The organism is Phycicoccus sp. Soil803 (genome assembly GCF_001429685.1).
In the GTDB taxonomy this organism is placed as follows: domain Bacteria; phylum Actinomycetota; class Actinomycetes; order Actinomycetales; family Dermatophilaceae; genus Pedococcus.
The window spans coordinates 4,385,210-4,403,221 of sequence record NZ_LMST01000001.1; the positions used below are offsets into that span (position 1 = coordinate 4,385,210).

Annotated in this window: 12 protein-coding genes and 1 pseudogene; 8 read left to right on the top strand and 5 right to left on the bottom strand. The window is 64.5% G+C overall.

The features are described from left to right. Positions 1 to 14: 14 nt before the first annotated feature. From ASG95_RS20335 to ASG95_RS22165, 7 genes are all read left to right on the top strand, one after another. A complete protein-coding gene (locus ASG95_RS20335) occupies positions 15 to 1,163 on the top strand; it encodes a Gfo/Idh/MocA family protein (RefSeq protein WP_057378626.1) in 1,149 nt (382 codons plus the stop codon). Further along, the gene (locus ASG95_RS20340) at positions 1,160 to 2,320 is read left to right on the top strand and encodes a dihydrodipicolinate synthase family protein (protein ID WP_057378627.1); all 1,161 of its coding nucleotides are present in this window, start codon (positions 1,160 to 1,162) and stop codon (positions 2,318 to 2,320) included. Before ASG95_RS20335 ends, ASG95_RS20340 begins: the two co-directional genes overlap by 4 nt. Continuing rightward, positions 2,317 to 3,156: a sugar phosphate isomerase/epimerase gene (locus ASG95_RS20345; protein WP_057378628.1), complete on the top strand. Its 840-nt coding sequence runs from the start codon at positions 2,317 to 2,319 to the stop codon at positions 3,154 to 3,156. The genes ASG95_RS20340 and ASG95_RS20345 overlap by 4 nt, the downstream gene beginning before the upstream one ends. A gap of 8 nt (positions 3,157 to 3,164) precedes the next feature. Then, the gene (locus tag ASG95_RS20350; RefSeq protein WP_157582345.1) at positions 3,165 to 4,280 is read left to right on the top strand and encodes a glycerate kinase; all 1,116 of its coding nucleotides are present in this window, start codon (positions 3,165 to 3,167) and stop codon (positions 4,278 to 4,280) included. Next, a complete protein-coding gene (locus ASG95_RS20355) occupies positions 4,277 to 5,506 on the top strand; it encodes an AGE family epimerase/isomerase (protein ID WP_057378630.1) in 1,230 nt (409 codons plus the stop codon). Before ASG95_RS20350 ends, ASG95_RS20355 begins: the two co-directional genes overlap by 4 nt. A 128-nt stretch (positions 5,507 to 5,634) precedes the next feature. Further along, on the top strand, positions 5,635 to 6,627 hold the full coding sequence (locus tag ASG95_RS22160; RefSeq protein WP_235544091.1) for an ABC transporter transmembrane domain-containing protein: 993 nt from the start codon (positions 5,635 to 5,637) through the stop codon (positions 6,625 to 6,627). Next, a complete protein-coding gene (locus ASG95_RS22165) occupies positions 6,590 to 7,309 on the top strand; it encodes an ABC transporter ATP-binding protein (protein ID WP_235544098.1) in 720 nt (239 codons plus the stop codon). Before ASG95_RS22160 ends, ASG95_RS22165 begins: the two co-directional genes overlap by 38 nt. A 159-nt stretch (positions 7,310 to 7,468) precedes the next feature. Here the strand turns inward: ASG95_RS22165 and ASG95_RS20365 are convergent, their stop codons facing one another. The 5 genes from ASG95_RS20365 to ASG95_RS20385 all read right to left on the bottom strand — a co-directional run bounded on the left by ASG95_RS20365 (position 7,469) and on the right by ASG95_RS20385 (position 16,882). Next, positions 7,469 to 9,040 (bottom strand): ABC transporter substrate-binding protein, encoded by a 1,572-nt coding sequence (locus ASG95_RS20365; protein ID WP_057378631.1) that lies wholly within the window; start codon positions 9,038 to 9,040, stop codon positions 7,469 to 7,471. Positions 9,041 to 9,107: 67 nt separating this feature from the next. Beyond that, complete coding sequence (locus ASG95_RS20370; RefSeq protein WP_162259432.1) at positions 9,108 to 9,932, bottom strand: carbohydrate ABC transporter permease; 825 nt, start codon at positions 9,930 to 9,932, stop codon at positions 9,108 to 9,110. A gap of 112 nt (positions 9,933 to 10,044) precedes the next feature. Next, positions 10,045 to 11,076: a sugar ABC transporter permease gene (locus ASG95_RS20375; RefSeq protein WP_200961953.1), complete on the bottom strand. Its 1,032-nt coding sequence runs from the start codon at positions 11,074 to 11,076 to the stop codon at positions 10,045 to 10,047. Between the two features lie 708 nt (positions 11,077 to 11,784). Continuing rightward, positions 11,785 to 15,306 carry a glycoside hydrolase family 2 TIM barrel-domain containing protein gene (locus tag ASG95_RS20380; protein WP_082592974.1) on the bottom strand — a complete coding sequence of 1,174 codons (3,522 nt, stop codon included), beginning with the start codon at positions 15,304 to 15,306 and terminating at the stop codon, positions 11,785 to 11,787. A 421-nt stretch (positions 15,307 to 15,727) separates the two neighbouring features. Next, positions 15,728 to 16,882 (bottom strand): endo-1,4-beta-xylanase, encoded by a 1,155-nt coding sequence (locus ASG95_RS20385; RefSeq protein ID WP_235544100.1) that lies wholly within the window; start codon positions 16,880 to 16,882, stop codon positions 15,728 to 15,730. A gap of 746 nt (positions 16,883 to 17,628) precedes the next feature. On the opposite strand from ASG95_RS20385, the pseudogene ASG95_RS20390 reads away from it, so the two are divergent. After that, positions 17,629 to 18,012: pseudogene (locus ASG95_RS20390) on the top strand (glycoside hydrolase family 3 protein); the annotation flags it as partial.

An 18,012-nucleotide genomic window follows, 5' to 3' on the forward strand; every position in this document is an offset into this window, starting at 1 on the left:
GCGAAGGACCGACAATGGCGACGAGAACCCTAGGCATCATCATGAACGGCATCACAGGCCGCATGGGGTACCGACAGCACTTGGTCCGGTCCATACTCGCCATCCGCGACCAGGGAGGCGTCGAGCTCAGCAACGGAGAACGTCTCCAGGTCGACCCCATTCTTGTCGGACGCAACGCGGAGAAGGTCAAGGAGATTGCCGAGCGTCACGGCGTCACCCGCTGGACCACAGACCTGGACTCCGCCCTGGCCGGCAGTGACGAAGTCTACTTCGACGCCCAGCTGACGACCGTGCGCGAAGAGTCACTGCTCAAGGCCATCGCGGCTGGCAAGCACGTCTACACCGAGAAGCCCATCGCGGAGTCCCTAGAAGGTGCCCTTGCCCTCGCCAAAACCGCCAAGGAGGCCGGCGTCGCCAACGGCGTCGTCCACGACAAGCTGTACCTGCCCGGCCTGCTCAAGCTGCGCCGGCTCATCGACAGCGGCTTCTTCGGACGCATCCTGTCCGTCCGCGGTGAGTTCGGCTACTGGGTCTTCGAAGGCGACCAGCAGCCAGCCCAGCGACCCAGCTGGAACTACCGCACCGAAGACGGCGGCGGCATTACCACCGACATGTTCTGCCACTGGAACTACGTCCTGGAAAACCTGTTCGGCCCCATCCAGGCCGTCACCGCCAAGACCACGACCCACATCCCCCAGCGGTGGGACGAAGCAGGCAAGCCGTACACCGCAACCGCCGACGACGCCGCCTACGGCCTGTTCGAGCTCGAAGGCGGCATCATCGTCTCGCTCAACTCCTCCTGGGCGGTCCGCGTCCACCGCGACGAGCTCGTCGAATTCCAGGTCGACGGCACCGAAGGCAGCGCGGTAGCCGGACTATTCGGCTGCGCCGTCCAGCACCGCACCATGACCCCCAAGCCCGTGTGGAACCCCGACCTCAAGGACACCACTCCCTACCGCCAGCAGTGGCAGGAGGTGCCGGACAACATCGAGTTCGACAACGGGTTCAAGGCGCAGTGGGAGCTGTTCCTGCGCTCACTCGTCGGCGACGCCGAGCACCCGTACGACTTCCTGGCCGGCGCCCGCGGCGTCCGCCTCGCCGAAGCCGGCCTGGCATCCTCCGCCGAGGGCCGCCGCATCGAACTCGGCGAGCTTCAGCCGTGACCAGCATCCATCTGCCGCAGCCGGACCGCACGTGGCGAGAAGTTGCTCTCCGCGGCCCGGCGGAATGGAACCCCCAGCCCACACCCGCACGCTCACGCGTGGCGTTCGCCGCCGTCCACGTCGTCGCTGACCCCTTGGGCAACAACGTTCCTGGAGCACCGGCCCAGGTCGACTGGGACTCCACCCTCGCCTTTCGCCGACACCTGTTCGCGCATGGCCTCGGCGTCGCCGAGGCCATGGACACCGCGCAGCGCGGCATGGGCCTGGACTGGCCCGCAACCCAGGAGCTCATCCGTCGCAGCGCCACCCAAGCCAGCGAACATGGCGCACGCATGGCCGCTGGCGCCGGAACGGACCACCTTGACCCCCGTGCCGACAGCATCGACGTCGTCCTGGCCGGCTACGAAGAGCAGGTGGCTTTCGTCGAGTCCACAGGAGCGCAGGCAATCATCATGGCCAGCCGACAGCTGGCCGCCGCCGCCAGGGACACTGACGACTACCGCAAGGTGTACGACCGCCTGCTTGCCCAAGTGCAGCGACCGGTCATCCTGCACTGGCTGGGCACCGCGTTCGACCCCGCCCTCGCCGGCTACTGGGGTTCAGCAGACGTTTCCACTGCGACCAGCGCGTTCCTCGACCTGGTCCACGACAACACTGACAAGGTCGACGGCGTCAAGGTGTCCCTGCTGGACGCCAACCACGAGAAGGACCTGCGCCAACGGCTGCCCGAAGGCGTGCGACTCTACACCGGCGACGACTTCAACTACCCCGAACTCATCCTCGGCGACGACAGCCACCACTCCGATGCCCTATTGGGCATCTTCGCCGCCATCGCCCCCGCCGCCGGCGCCGCCTTGCACGCCCTCGACAACGGCGACATCGACACGTACAACGCCGTACTCGAGCCGACCGTGCCGCTCGCACGGCACGTCTTCGCCGCACCCACCTACTACTACAAGACCGGCATCGCGTTCCTGGCCTGGCTCGGCGGCCACCAGCCCGGGTTCACCATGGTCGGCGGCCTGCAAAGCGCCCGCAGCGTCACCGACCTGGCCACCACCTTCGAACTCGCAGACCGAGCGGGCCTCATCGCCGACCCGGACCTCGCCGCCGGACGCATGCACCAGCTCCTGGACGTTGCAGGACTGCACCGATGAGCGAGCACCTGCGACGACTGTCACTGAACCAGAAGACAACCAACGCCTGGTCCCTGAAGGAAGCCGTCGACGGCTGCCTGCGACACGGCATCCAGTCCATCGGCGTCTGGCGCGAACCCGTCGCCGACATCGGCCTCGACAAGGCCCAACGGCTGATCCGCGACGCCGGACTGAGGGTTTCCTCCCTGTGCCGCGGCGGCTTCCTCACCGCCGAAGGCGCAGCCGCCCGGCAGCACGCGCTCGAGGAGAACAAGCGAGCCATTGACGAAGCCAGCGCGCTCAACGCCGACTGCCTGGTCATGGTCGTCGGTGGCCTACCCCTAGGGTCTCGCGACCTGCCAGCAGCCCGCTCGCGAGTCGCTGACCTGCTCGACGAGCTCGTCCCCATGGCAGCCGACCAAGGCGTCCGACTTGCCCTTGAGCCCATGCACCCCATCTTCACCGCCGACCGCGGCGTTCTGGCCACGCTTGGCGAAGCGCTCGACCTCGCCGAGAAGTACCCCGCCGAAACCGTCGGCGTCGTCGTCGACTCCTTCCACGTCTGGTGGGATCCGCAGCTCGAGGCGCAGGTAGCGCGCGCATCCAACCGCATCGCGTCCTTCCAGGTCTGCGACTGGATCACTCCGCTACCCGCCGACACGCTGCTGTCACGAGGGATCATGGGCGACGGCCACATCGACTTCCACCACCACTACGACCTCGTCACCCGTGCCGGGTACCACGGCGACATCGAAGTGGAGATCTTCAACGCGGACGTCTGGGCTGCCAACCCCGACACCGTCCTGGCCCTCATCAAGCAGCGGACCCTCACCCAGGTCCTGCCACCCACCACATGACGACCAACATGCACGTCGTCATCTGCCCGGACTCCTTCAAGGGCAGCGCCACCGCCGCACAAGCAGCCCAGTCGTTGCGGCAGGGATGGCTGCGCGCTCGCCCCGCCGACAGGGTGACCGTCATCCCCATGGCCGACGGCGGGGAAGGCACGCTCGCCGCCGTCAAGCAAAGCGTCCCCGGGACCACCGAGCGCGTCGTCCGGGTCCTCGGACCGGGCGGGCCACTGGTCGCGCCCTGGCTGCTGTGCCCAGACGGTACCGCCATCGTCGAACTTGCCGCCGCCAGCGGGCTACCTCTGCTGCCAAAGCCCAATCCGCTCGGGGCGCACACATTCGGGTTCGGGCAGCTGCTCGCAGACGCAGCAAGCCACCGGGATGTGCGCCGCATCGTGGCCACCCTCGGCGGATCAGCAAGCACTGACGGCGGCTCCGGCGCGCTCACCGCGCTCGGAGTCCGCTTCTACGGCCCGAGCGGCCTTCGAATCCCCCTGGGCGGCGGCCACCTGTCCGGGCTGATCCGCACTGACCTCTCCCGGCTGCTACCGGCACCTGTCGACGGCGTCGAAGTACTCGTCGACGTCGACGCCCCACTGATCGGGCCCAACGGGGCCGCCCACCAGTTCGCCCCACAGAAGGGAGCCAACCCGGACCAGGTCGCAACCCTCGACGCCGCCTTGCAGCACCTCGCCCACGTCCTGGGCCACGACCCCGCCACCCCTGGCAGCGGCGCAGCCGGCGGAACCGCGTACGGCCTCGCCGCCCTCTGGACCGCGAAACTGACCCCGGGCGCCCAAGCCATCGGCAAACTCACCGGCCTGCACGACGCCGTGGCCGACGCCGACCTCATCATCACCGGCGAAGGTCGTCTGGACTCCCCGTCCTTCCGCAGCAAGGTCGTTGGCCACGTCGCCGAGCTCGCTGCCGCTGCCGGCGTCCCCGTCTGGGCATGCGTCGGGCAACAAGACACTTCGGACACCAAGAACCTGCACGGCTGCACATCCCTGAGCGAGCTCGCCGGCTCAGCCCAAGCGGCGCTGGCAGAGCCAACTCGCTGGCTCGAAGCTGCCGGACAGCACGTCACCACCTCATGGCCCCACCACCGAAGCGAGCGAGCAACCGCATGAGCGAGACAATCACGATTGGCCCCGACACCGCCTGGTTGCGCCAGCATCGAACGCACCTGCGCCGGTTCGCCAGCGCCTCCAAGCACCCCACCGGCGGCTTCGGTTGGCTGGACGACCACGGCGCCCTCAGACCACATCACAACGTCGAGCTGTGGATCACGTGCCGCATGACCCACGTCTTCGCACTCGGCCACCTCGAGCTGGACCACGAAGCAACCCGCCTGCTCGACCACGGCATGCACGCCCTGCGGCACACCCTGTTTGACCGCAACCACGACGGATGGTTCGCCGCCGTCAACGAGGACGGTCCTGCTAACGCGTCCAAGGAGGCGTACGGACACGCCTTCGTCATCCTCGCCGCGTCCGCCGCAGTCGCCGCCGGCCACCCCGATGCCGACTACATGCTCGAGCACGCCCTCGACGTGCACGACGAGAAGTTCTGGCACTTCCCGGACGCCCTCGCGGTCGACGTCTGGGACCGCGACTGGTCAACACTCGAGCCCTACCGCGGCGTCAACGCCAACATGCACACCGTCGAAGCCCTCCTAGCAGCCGGTGACGTGACCGGCGACCGCGAATGGATCGACCGCGCCGCGCGCATCGTCGAGCGCGTCGTACACAACTTCGCGACCGAGAACGCGTACCGGCTACCCGAGCACTTCGACACCGACTGGAACGCCCTCCCCCAGTACAACGAGGACAATCCCGCCCACCCGTTCCGACCGTACGGCGTGACCATCGGGCACCTGTTCGAGTGGGCGCGCCTGAGCTTGCACGTGCGCACAGCCCTCGGATCAAACGCACCCGCCTGGCTCGTTGACGACGCCGCGGCCCTGTTCGCCCGCGCCGAGCACGACGGATGGGCCGTGGACGGTCACCCAGGATTCGTGTACACCACCGACTTCGAAGGCAGGCCCATCGTCCGGCAACGCATGCACTGGGTCGTCACCGAAGCCATCGCCGCAGCCTGGGCAATGTTCGCTGCCACGAGCGACCCCCGCTACGCCGACCTGCACAGCCGCTGGTGGGCCCACGCCATGGAGCTGTTCATCGAGCCGGACGGGTCCTGGCGTCACGAACTCAGCCCCCAGAACACGCCTTCGCACAGCGTCTGGCAAGGCAAGCCGGACGTGTACCACGCGTACCAAGCCGCGTTGCTGCCCGTGCTGACCGACGTCGTCTCATTCGCAGGCGCCACCCGCCGAAACGAGTGGGAGGAGCGGTAGGAAAGCCCTTTCCGTCCAGTCGTTTTCCAGACAGACTAGGACGTGTGACCCCAGCTGAACTGCCCCTTGTCCACCGCGACCACGCCATCCGCTCCCTAATCCGTCTCGTACGCCCCCACCGCCGACGCATGGCTGCGGCAACCCTCGCCTTCGTCGTCAAGGACAGCCCGTTCTGGGCCATGCCGATAGTCACCGCCAACATCATCGACGCCGTCGTAGCTGGCGACTCCCTTTCGCCTGTTCTTGTCGACGGGGCGGCTGCCGCCGCCGTGATCCTGCTCAACCTGCCCGCAAACGCCGTCTGCGTCCGCAACCTGTCGGCCACGGTTCGGGACGTCGGCGTGAGCGTCCGTAACGAGCTGACCCACCACCTCCAAGAGCTCAGCATCGGGTTCCACTACCGGCTTGGCGCATCGGTCACCCAAAGCAAGGTCGTCCGCGACGTGGAGAACGTCGAGCTGATGATGCAGCAGACGTTCGCACCAGTCATGAGCTCGGTCGGCGTCCTAGTCGGGGCGTGCGTCGTCACCTCACTGCGAGTTCCCCAGTTCATGGCCGTGTTCCTCCTACTGGTCCCACTGGCCGCCCTGCTGGTCCGCTGGCTGCGGCGACGCTCGCATGAACGCAACGAAGCGTTCCGCCGACAGGTAGAGCAGCTCTCAAGCCGAGTAGGAGAGATGGCGTCGCTGACACACATCACCCGTGCCCACGGACTCGAGAGCGTCGCCGTCAGCCGCGTCGCAGCCAGTGCCCAAGGGGTTCGGGACGCCGGCGTCCACCTGGACCGCCTCAACGGCAGGTTCGGCGCACTCTCATGGGCCAGCTATCAGACCTTGGGCGTGTTGTGCCTGGTGCTTGCCGCCTCAATGTCCCTGACCGGAACACTGAACATCAGCGCAGGAGAGGTCGTGCTGCTCAGCACCTACTTCACGATCCTGACCAATTCGGTCACCAACGCATTCGCCCTGGCACCCATCGTGACGAGAGGACGAGAGTCGCTACGGTCAATCGCGGAAGTCCTTCAAGACCGCGACCTCGAGGACAACCGGGGTAAGTCACCCCGTGCAATCGATCCACGGAGCTTTGACGTTCGACGCCGTGACGTTCCGGTACCCCGATGACCCGGCCGACGTAGTTCACAACATCAGCTTGCGTATCGAGGCAGGCCAGACCGTCGCATTCGTCGGGGCATCCGGGTCCGGCAAGTCCACCCTGATCAACCTCGCTCTGGGGTTCCTTCGCCCGACCGGCGGACTAATCCTGCTCGACGACATGGACACCAACAGCGTGGACCTGCGCACCGCCCGACGCTTCTTCTCCGTCGTTCCGCAGGACCCGGTGTTGTTCGAAGGGACCATTCGCGAGAACGTCACCTATGGCCTGGAAGGCGCGCCCGACGCGATGGTCCGCCGAGCCCTGGCCGAGGCGAACGCGTGGGACTTCGTGGCCAGTATGGAACTCGGCTGGGACACCCGAGTCGGTGGACTTGGCGCCGGACTGTCCGGTGGACAGCGGCAGCGCCTCGCGATCGCGCGAGCACTGATCCGCGACCCGAAGGTGCTGATCCTCGACGAAGCGACCTCAGCGCTCGACGCACACGCAGAGTCTGTCGTGCAGGACGCCCTGGCTCGGCTCCCTCATGACCGGACCACCCTGGTCGTCGCTCACCGACTGGCCACAGTGCGGCAGGCGGACCAGATCGTCGTTCTGGACGACGGTCGAATCATCGAGCGCGGATCGCACGCAGAGCTGTTCTCTGCGGGAGGTGCCTACGCCTCGATGTGCTCGCAGCAGACCATCTGAACCGCCAGGCCTTGGCGCATCGGCCGCTCGCAGCCGATCGCCGCAACCACATCACGGGAGGGCCACTCAACGGGTTCGCGCTCGAGCCCGAGGGTCGTGAGCCACGACGAAGGCGCCGGGGGGATCTCCCCCGGCGCCTTCGCGGTTCACCTCGACGCGCTACTTCTTCTTGATGTAGGCGTCCGCCTGCTTGGCCATTTCGGCCTGCAGCTTGCTCAACCCGGCACGGTCCGCAGCCCGCTTGAGGTTGTCCAGTCCCTTGTTCACGTCGACAACGCCAGCAAACAGCGGCTTGGCGTACTGCGTCATCGCGGCAGACATCTGCGTGTTCTGGGTCTTCACCGGCTCCACGTCGGGAATGAAGGAGGCGAACGGGTCGAGGGTGAAGTTCTCCGTGTCCTTCGACCACTCGAAGATGGTCTTCTCCGTGGGGCTCATGGTCGACGGGTTGCGGAACAGCGGCGCCCGCCATGCCAGTGCGAAGCCTGGGAAGTTGTAGGCGCTCTTCACCTCGACGCCGTCATCGCCCTGGGCTGCCCAGTCGGTGCCCTCGATTCCGTAGTTCAGCAGGTCGTAGTTCTTCTTGATGGACGCCCAGTCTTGCAGAGCCATCGCGGCGTCGTTGCTCTGACCGCGCGTGTTGAGAACGGTGAAGTTGTCTGCCTGGAAGTTCTGCAGAGGCTTGGCGGACAACCCACCGCGCAGCGGGGCAACGTTCGCCATCTGCGCGCCCGGCACGGCCTTGCGAAGTGCCGTCAGGAAGTTGGACGTCGTGCCGTCGGTGATGGCCCAGGTGGTGGCCGTCTTGCCCGCAGAGAACAGGCCCTGCTCGGCCTTGGCGTCCAGGTTCAGGATGTCACGGTTGATGATGCCGTCCTGGTTGTACTTCCGGACCCGATTCAGCGCGTCCATCACGCCTTCCTGCTCCCAGAACGGGACCGGGTTCGAGCTGCCGCCAGTCGCCGCGTCCTGAGCGAACGCGAACAGCATGGAGTCACCAGTGAAGCTCCACCCGAACGCGTTCGGGTTGTCCCACGCCCACGCATTCAGCGTCGGCGTCACGGGCCCGAAGACGGTGTTGCGACCGCTACCCGTGTTTAGGCCGAAGGGGATGACTCCGCGCTTCTTCTGCTTGACCGCATACCAGAACCGCTCGAGGGTGTCGAAGTCGGTGATCTCGCTGAAGCCGAGCTCGTCGGCCAGGTCCTGCCTGATGCCGAAGTGGTGAAGTCGTGCTGCGCTGTTGACCTGCGGGATGCCGTACAGACCCTCGCCCCACTTGTTGGCCTCCAGAATCTTGGAGTCGACGGTGGCGCTGAGATTCTTGTACTGCCCGACCTTGCCGCTGACGTCGACCAACGCCTTGTCGGCCACAAGCTGGGTCATGTTAAGCCACCGCGCCTGCAGCGCAGTGTCGAAATTGGCGCCGGAGGTGAACTTGAGCAGCGACTGGGTTGCGTAGTCCGCCCAGGAGATGAACTGCGGCTGAATGGTGAAGCCGAGGTCCGTCTTCAGCTGCTTGTTCACGGCGCCAAGGACGTTCTGCCAGCCGGTGGGAATCGTGCCAGGCAGCAGGAACGTGAGGTTCCCCGTGAACTTGCCACTCTTAGAGGCGGACGAACCCGGCTCGTTGCTGCACCCGGCCAGCGCGAGCATGCCCGCCAGGGTCAAGCCGCCAGTTCCGGCGATAAGCGCGCGCCGGGACACCGGCGTGGAGGCGATGTTGGACATGACTACCTTCCTTGATGTGTTTGGCGAGTCGAGCGAGCTCGGCGCCTTGGGGGGTGAAGCGCCAGGGTCATCCCTTGGTGGCGCCGAGAGTGAGGCCCTTGACGAAGTAGCGCTGGGCGAATGGATAGGCGAAGAGAATCGGCAGGATCGTGACGACCGTCAGGGCGAGCCGCAGCTGGTACACGGGTGCCACGTTGCTGCTGACCGGCGCCATGTTGGCGGCGTTCGCCACGCTGGCGATGAGGTTCTGCAGCACCAGCTGAACCGGGAACTTGTTCGGGTCGGAGATGAACAGCAGCGCCATGAACCACTCGTTCCAGAAGTGCACGGCATAGAAGAGGCCCACGACGGCAAGGATTGGTTTGCTCAGGGGGAGCACGATTTGGAAAAAGGTGCGCAGCTCGCCGGCCCCGTCGACTCGGGCGGAGTCCAAGATCTCCTTCGGAAGCTGGGCGAAGAAGCTGACAGCGATGAACACGAGGAATGGGGCCACCGCACCGGGAAGAATGACTGCGAACCAGCTGTCTGTCAGCCGCAGGTACTGGGTGACCAGGATGTATAGAGGAACCAAGCCTCCGGTGAACAGCATCGGGACGTAGCCGAAAACAGCCAGGGCCGTGCTCAGCCGCGGGATGCGTCGGGCAATCACCCACGCGAGCCCGGCCGTGGCGGCCAACGCAAGCGCCGTGCCGACGATGGTGATGAACAGGGACGCGAACAGTGCCTTCCACAGGGTGCCGCCGGCGAAGATGGCCTGGTATGCCGCCGTGGAGAACGGCTTGGGCCACAGGCTGTACCCATCCACTGACAGCTTGGACTCGTCGGTAAACGAGCCCGCAACAATCATCCAGAGTGGCACGAGGGCGAAGACCGCAAAGAGCGAGACGCACACAAGGCTCACGACGGCGAACGGCTCGGTCCTGGGCTTGGCTGCCGGACGCGCTGGAGGCTGAGCCCGACGAGCGCGGTTCTGGACAGTAGTCATCGAATCGGTTTCCTGACGCTCAGATAATCGACGAGTCGCTTGAGTAGCGCCGGGCCAGCAGGGTGGCCACGCTGATGAGAACGAACCCGACAAGCGACTGGAACAGGCCGATCGCTGCCGTGGTGCCAAAGTCACCCTGGGTACGCAGTGCGCGGAAGACATACGTGTCGATGACATCCGTTGTCGGGAAGAGGGTCCCGTTGTCACCAACGATCGCGTAGATCGTGCCGAAGTCGCCGAAGAAGATGCGCCCAACACCAAGGATGACGAGGATGCCCACCGTCGGGCGCAGCAGCGGCGTCGTGATGTGCAGCGCCATCCTGGCTCGCGAGCAGCCATCAAGTGCGCCAGCCTCATACACCTCCTCGGGAATGGAGGTGATGGCCGCGAGGAAGATGACGGACGTGTAGCCACCCATCTGCCAGATCTTCACGATGGTCAAGATCCAGGGCCACGGCCCCGGCTGGGTGTACCAGCTCACCTCAGGAAGCGAGAAGACGCCCAGCATCTTGTTGACCGCGCCACCACTGCCGCCAACGCCAGCCAGGAGCACTTGCAGGATGACGCTTACCACGATCGGTGAGACGAAGTACGGGAAGAAGATCACCGACTGCAACGGCCGCCGCAGGTACTTGCTGCGCAGCTCGTTGAGCATGATGGCCAAGCCAAGTCCCACGACCAGCGTCGACCCCAGAAACAGGACGTTGAGGAAGACGGTGTTGAACAGGACCCGCACCGCGTCCCCGGAGCTGAAGAAGAACCGGAAGTTCTCCAGACCCGCCCACGGCGACCTGAAAACACCGTCGACGATGTTGAACTCCTTGAACGCCACCACCAGGCCCGCCATGGGCAGGTAGGCGAAGACGACCAGCAGGACGATCGCCGGCAGGGCCAAAAGCAGGATGGAAAGCCGGTCGCGCCGCGACCAGCGCTGACCGCGGCCCTCCGAGGCGTTTCGACGCCCCTTGCGGAACCTCATCAACGCGAGCGTGTCGGCTCCTTCAGCGGTCGCAATGCCCTGCGGCGTCTGGGGCGGAGAGGCCAGGGTCATGACACCCTCCTGGCCCTGCTCGTGCTGCCCATCAGTGGCTCCTCACGTCTTCGTGGTCCCTTTGGAATGCGCTTTCCCAAAAATAGACCGAAGGGCTGCCAGAACACAAGCCCCTTCGTGCAACTGGTGCAGCTCGGCGGGCGCGGGCGTCGTCCCAGCACGGTCCCGGTCTCGTGGGCTGTAGGCCAGCGAGGGCGCGCGAGAAGCATCTCAATCTCGCGACTACTCCACGCGCTCGTTGACGGCAAGGTGCGCGCCTCCGCTATCCCTCGTTGGTGGCGTTCTTCGGCTGGCGACTACTCCCGCGAGAGCGGCACCCGCGGCATGCAGCAGTTGCTCGCCCGACGACCAGACCTCGCGTATTTCTATCGGTCGTTACCAGACCTACCGACGTCGCGATCGCGCGCGGAGACTCCTGGCCGCGGGCGACCCGGTGCATGTGTTCATGGCTGGCGATGACGCGCAGGCGAAGGCGAGCGTCTCAGCCTTCATCACGAGCCGGGCCTTCGCCCTCAGGACGCCGGCGACCTGAGCCTGGCGCACTGGTTGGAGGGCGCTGGCCTGCTGGAGATGGGCCTGGCCCGCGCCGGCCTGGGGGTCAACTTCTCCCTCGGCGTCAACATATGAATAGTTCGACCAAGTTCTCGCCTCTTGATCATGACCGCAGTTCCCGTCTCTGCGTTTGACTTCCCAGCGCCAAAGGGAGCGCTACCGGATCGTGCCTGCTGACTGGGACGGAAGCGTTGCTACCTTCCCGATCAAGTCTCTGAGCATCTCCGAAGTCAGCCGACCTCTGCTGAACGCGAAGAGCTGCACGACGCTGAGGTCGAGGCTGGCGCCGAGCACCGAGTCGTCGAACTCCGCGCGGCTCATCGCCGCCCGCAGATGGCCGGCCGCATCCGGTTGTCCCAGCCAGTCACGCACGGTGCTGGTCGCCGACACAGTCTGCGATTCGGCGTCCTTCGGACTTGGGTGCGGGGCGGCGGGCGGCGAATAGGGGAGGTCGGTCTCCACATATCGCCGGGCCGAATCTGACGGGTCTTCTCCTTCACGCAATGGCATGATTCGGTAGAGGAGGCTAAATGGGCCCTTGGCGGGGGTGTTGCTGTACTTGTCGGGACGCGTCAAGACATCCCAGTTCCCCCCTTGGACGCCCTCCTGCGCGGAATCGATGCGGACGACAGTTCGCCGCGAGGTCGGAACTTCATGCCAATGTCGGCGGTCGGCTAGTTCGTCCGGACTGTTCGGCTGGACGTTGAGGTACATGCTTCCACCGGCGACCAGTAGCACGCCGGTTCCCGTGTCATCAACCAGTGCAGCCCACCGGGTATCGGCCTTGTTCGCGCTGTCTTGCGGTCGGCTGTAGCACGTGACCTGGTCCGCGACCGCGCCGGAGTAACGCCCGAAGAATGCTGAAGCACGTCGGTCGGCGGTCGACTCCAGCGGTCCGCGACCGTACCAATGGATCGTGTCGAACTCAGGCCTGAGTCCGAACGTGGTGCCTATGACTTGCGGATTGGGTGTGTTCGCCACGGGTGCGAAGGTCGACAACACGTCAACCTGACCATTGCCGTAAATGGTGTAGACGATCGACTGTGGCGAGGTGGTGATCTGGTAGCTCGGCCGAAAGGGCACACTGGTGGTGATACTGCCGCGAACAGTCACGCGCGCAGCCCCCGACATCGGCTGGACCTCCACCTTGCTGATCGTCCATTCCTCACCCACGCCCCGCCACGGTTGTGACGGCTCAGGGAGATACGCACGTATTTCGGGGGTCGCGAGCTCCGGATCGTTGGGCGCCCGCCAGTAGTTCGGCAGCAGGTCGCTGGCGAGCACCTCACGTTCGTCGTAGCGGAGCGATGTCAGGCGTCCCGTGGCGCGCTCTATCACGACCGCGAAGGCATCGCCGCTGACCCGGACCACGTTCGCGTCGTCGGCGATGTCTACTGGCGGCAGGTCTATGACCGCGACGCGCGTCTCGCTTCGGAGTGCGACTGGAATGTCGAACTGCGCACGTGCAACGACGTGCCCGCGCTCTGCCCATGAAGTCGACGCCGCGAGATGGAACGAAACATCCAGCCGATACTCCGCCCAGGCCGGAACGGGCTCGGGCAACCTGCACGGCAGTGTGACGTCTGCGCTCAGCTGCGGCCCGATGGCCAGTTGGGCCCCGGGGAGCCGTCCTTCCTCGATCGTCGTCCCGTCCTCGGTCAGTGACCAATGGAGCGTGTAGACGTCGAGGCCGGTGAACAGATGCTCGTTCGAGATGGTCAGCGTCCAGGCAAGCAGGTCCTTGGCGGAGATGCTGACCGGTTGGTACGCGAGTTTGGCCTCGGCGAGCTTTGCTGTAGGCGTTCCATCGGAGAGCAGTAGGCCACTCATATGGGCGCCTTCCTCGTTGGGGTCGTCGCCCCAGTCTCCGCCGTAAGAGATGAACTCCTCGCCGGGATGCCCGGGAAGCGCCCACCACAGCCCCTTGTCGGCCCAATCCCAGAGGAAGCCGCCCTGCACCAGCCCTGGGTGTTCGCGAATGGCCGCCCAGTACTCATCAAGGTAACCTGATGTGTTTCCTTGACTGAACGCGTACTCAATAAGAAGGTAAGGCCGAGAATCGCGCTCGGCTCGGGTGATCAGCTCGGTGACGGGCGGGTAGAAGTCGCCGTCGAAGTCCGAAAGCCCCGTGGGCACAATGGCCGAGCCTGACCCGGTCGCATCCTGATAGCTTACCGGCCGGGTTGCCTCGTAGGTCTTAACCCATTCGTACATGGCCTCGAGGTTCGACCCCACGCCGGACTCATTGCCGAGCGACCAGGCCACTACGCACGCATGGTTCTTGTCTCGGTCGACCATGTTGCGCATTCGCCAGAGCAGGGGCTCGCGTAGTTCCGGACGATCGCCGGGGATATTGGGCCGGTCGCCTCCGTCTATGCGGTTGATGTGGCTTTCGTTGTTCGCTTCGTCAAACACGTACAACCCGTACTCGTCGGCCAGTTCGTACCAACGGGGATCGTTTGGGTAGTGCGAGGTTCGAACGGCATTGATGTTGCTCTGCTTCATGAGGCGGATGTCGGCGTGCATCTCTGCGGCGGTGAGTGTGCGCCCCGTTCGCGGGCTCCACTCATGGCGGTTTACGCCACGGATCGAGACCGCTTGACCGTTGATCCGGAACACCCCGTCGATGACCTCGACTCGGCGGAATCCAACGCGTGTGGAGACTCGTTCCACAACCGATCCGTCTTCATGGCAAAGCTCGAGCACCAGCGTATAGAGGTTCGGGCACTCGGCCGACCACAACCGCGGCTGTTGGAACGGTGCCGAGAGGGTTGTGGTTACGTCAATGCCTACGCCCGCCACGTCCACCTCTGCGGTTTGTGCCCATACTTCGGGTGCCGTGGGCGCGGTTCCGTCAAAGAGTCGTGCCCGAAGCTGGTATCCAAGGGCCGTGGCGGAGCTCTCCCCGGCGTAATCACGGACATCGGCCCTGATCTCAAGTTCAGCCTCGACGAGGGCATCGTCCAGGTGGGTGCGTACTGTGAAGTCGCGGATCAGGACCGGCGAGCGCGAGACCAGGAATACGCTGCGGAAGATTCCCGAGAGCCGTACGTTGTCTTGGTTCTCAAGGTAGGAACCGGTACACCAGCGATACACCTCCACCGCTATCACGTTGTGCCCAGTGCGCACGTGACGGGTGATATCGAATTCTCCCCGCGTGTAGCTGTCCTCACGATAGCCAACGCGCTGGCCGTTGACCCAGACGTAATAGGCCGATTCGACGCCGTCGAAGTGGATGAACGTACGGCGACTTTGCCAATCGTGTGGCAGCTCGAAAGTCCTGCGGTACTGTCCGACCGGATTGTAAATGGTCGGCGCGAATGGATAGTTTCCGGTGGGCTTCGGCTGCTCGTGATTTCCGGTGGCGCCGGTCCATGGAAGGACAAAATTGGTTCCAATTGGGAAGTCATGACCGTGCAGCTGCCAGCTCGACGGGACCGGGAGGGTTTCCCAGCCCGAATCGTCGAAATTCTGTGCCTCGAAATCGACCTGCTTCAATTCCGGGTTTGGCCACCAGTGAAACTTCCATTCGCCGTCGAGATCGAGTCGACACGGGGACTCGGAACGGTTGCCTTGCATGGCTTGTGCGTGAGTTTGATAGGGCATGAGCGTGGCATGAGCCGGCTCGCTGCCCCATTCGTAGACGGCGGGGTTGTTCCACTCGGGCGTAGTGGTCATTGCTTCCTAAAACTCCGATGACTCTCGGTGCTGACTACGGGTATCAACGTCGGAACAACCAGGGTCGGTGGCGATCAAGCCGGCTCAGAGGGTCTCTGCGAGCTACAGCGCAGCCGCCGTTCGGCGATCCGCTCTCCGGCCATACCGACGGCGCTGCTCACCATTGTTATGACCACTGGGACCAACGGCTGACCGGCCCGGAACGGCTGACCTGCCGTCACTCTCCTCGGGTCTAGCATCAGGAGCACCAGCCGGGCCGGCACGCTCTCCGGAACGACCCGGTCGCGTGCACGACTCGGTCAAACCGCTTTAGGCGTGGCGAAAGCGACGCCTCTGCCGGCCCAGCCCTCGGCGACTCGTCGAGGGCTGGGCCGATAGAGCCAGGTGCTGATCTTCGGCACACCGGGCCGCCATGATCGGGTCAGCGGTGTTGGAGGGACCGTCGACCAGCCTGCGCGGATTGTTGCCTGTTCTGAACATAGTTCCGGAGCGCGTCAAGGACGGCGAAGTAGGCCGGCTTGGGGTTGTAGTTCTCGTCGAAGAGGCACGGCTTTGCTCCCGGGAGCCACGTGTAGAGGTGCTTGTCCGTGAAGCCCCAGACACTGATCTCGGTGATTCCGGCGGCCAACGCCTCGGCGACCACGTCGCCGTAGATCTTCGCCTGACTGACAGGGTCATACGTGTGGACGTCCAGCTCCGCGATGCTGACCTCAAGCCCCAACGCATGGTATGAGTTCACCATCTCGGTAATGACTCCGGGCGGCGGCCCCTGGAGGGTCTCGTGCATCTGCAGAGCGACGCCGTCGATGGGCACTCCATCCGCGACGAGCCCTGAAACGAGGTCATAAAGTTCCTGACGCTTCCCCGGCAAGAACTCGACTAGGTTGTCGTTGATGAACAACTTCGCCTTCGGGTCTGCCGTATGGGCGATTCGGAAGGCTTCCGCGATGTAGTCCGGGCCCAGGACGTTGTAGAAGTCGTTGTGCTGGAGGCCGCCACCGAAGGTCTCAAGTGCCTCAGTCACGACATCATACCGATCCATCTTGCCCTTGTACCGCTTCATGATCTTTGTGAAGTGCTCGACCATCGCGGCCCGGAACTCGACCGGATCACTCTTCGCCGTCAAGTAGTCGGGATTGCAGCAGGAGGAGATGAGGCCGTGTCCCTTCAGCTGCATGTGGTTTTCCTTGGCGAACTCGACCAGTCGATCGATTCCCTTGAAGTCGAACACCCCCTCCTCCGGCTCGATGAACTGCCACTTGAGATCGTTTTCAGGCGACAGACTGTTGAACTGCTGCGCCAGCACCTTTCTGAACTCTTGCTCAGCCAAGTAGTTGGGGGGTCGGCCATCGGACGTGGTCGTCATCGCTTTGATCGAGCCCGACCCAATGAGGAGGCCGGCCTTTTCCGCCTCGTCTCGGAGTGAGCCGATGGCGTCACCACCGCCGTTCGCGCGGCGCTGATCTGTGGCAATTGCCTTCGTCGTGGCGGCGTTAGCGGTTTGGGTGCTGAGCACTGACAGTGTTAGTCCAAGACTGACTGTCGCGAGCATCGCTACGATGCGTTGAGTCTTCACTTCGCGTGCATCCTTTCAATCGATCGACTGCCGAGAGTGTTATCGGCCGCAAGAAGGGCTGATGTGTCCGCTCTTCCCAGGTTGAATGTCTTCTCTGGTAGATCTAGCCGGCTATGGGGCCGCTACCAGGTCCAGTGGTCACGTCGAGGGACTGCATCCCGTCAGAGCGACGTGGAGATGACGACGCCTAGAGCTGCGCCGCTACCGCCGAAGGAGCCTCACCTTCCTTTCCGGACTCGCCTTTGAGTGCCTGGCGCAACAAACTTGGGCCTGCCTCGCTTGGCCCTGGCCGCCGTGAACCTTCACTGCAGATCACGAAAATGTACTGGCTGTTACATTTTGGTAAACGCTAACATCCATCGCTCCGGCCGGGAAGGGGCTGGGGGACGAAAATCCTCGTCCTTCACGTCGACACCTCTCGTGCCAAGGTCCACGTCACCGTGTGTGCGTCGAGGAGATCACGTAGCGGGTGGGGCCCCTCTTGGCCGGGCCGGCGAGCGCCGTCTGGGGCAGTCTCGTTCACACGGCCACAATGAGGTAGACAATGTATATCAGCTGTTCTATATTCACCGCGCGTCACAGCAATGTCCCACTGGATGAACATGAGGCGAAGCAATGAAGCCCGGCTCAACGACCTCGATGGCACGATGGGTGCGGCGCTCCAAGGGATCCGTCCCTTCGTTGTCCGGCAGTCACGACCTGCGATCAACCGGCGCGCCCCGACTCGACCACCTTGGGAGCGGATCTTGACACTGCTCGTCCTGTCGACTGCAGCCGACGGCACGCGGTACCGCGACTTGAACCGCAACGGCGTCATGGACCTGTACGAAGATCCGCGGCGAACAGCTGAGGAACGCACGGACGACCTCCTGGGTCGCCTCTCCCTGGACGAGAAGATCGGCCTGATGTTTCAAACTGTCATCGAGGCAGGAGCCGACGGTAGCGTTCAGGAGGCGCCCGGGCTGATCAGTAAGTCCCCGACGTCGACCGTCGTCCTAACCAAGCTCATGAACCACTTCAACGTGCACGCGCTGGCGGACGCACGGATGGCGGCGCGATGGAGTAATGCTCTTCAGAAGCTTGCGGAGCAGACGCCCCACGGTATTCCGGTGACGATCTCCACAGACCCA

Bases quoted from the DNA above. Each gene is read 5' to 3' on its own strand.
- ASG95_RS20335 (WP_057378626.1), top strand. From the start codon at position 15: ATGGCGACGAGAACCCTAGGCATCATCATGAACGGCATCACAGGCCGC.
- ASG95_RS20345 (WP_057378628.1), top strand. From the start codon at position 2,317: ATGAGCGAGCACCTGCGACGACTGTCACTGAACCAGAAGACAACCAAC.
- ASG95_RS20350 (WP_157582345.1), top strand. From the start codon at position 3,165: ATGCACGTCGTCATCTGCCCGGACTCCTTCAAGGGCAGCGCCACCGCC.
- ASG95_RS20355 (WP_057378630.1), top strand. From the start codon at position 4,277: ATGAGCGAGACAATCACGATTGGCCCCGACACCGCCTGGTTGCGCCAG.
- ASG95_RS22160 (WP_235544091.1), top strand. From the start codon at position 5,635: ATGGCTGCGGCAACCCTCGCCTTCGTCGTCAAGGACAGCCCGTTCTGG.
- ASG95_RS20365 (WP_057378631.1), bottom strand. From the start codon at position 9,040: ATGTCCAACATCGCCTCCACGCCGGTGTCCCGGCGCGCGCTTATCGCC.
- ASG95_RS20375 (WP_200961953.1), bottom strand. From the start codon at position 11,076: ATGACCCTGGCCTCTCCGCCCCAGACGCCGCAGGGCATTGCGACCGCT.
- ASG95_RS20380 (WP_082592974.1), bottom strand. From the start codon at position 15,306: ATGACCACTACGCCCGAGTGGAACAACCCCGCCGTCTACGAATGGGGC.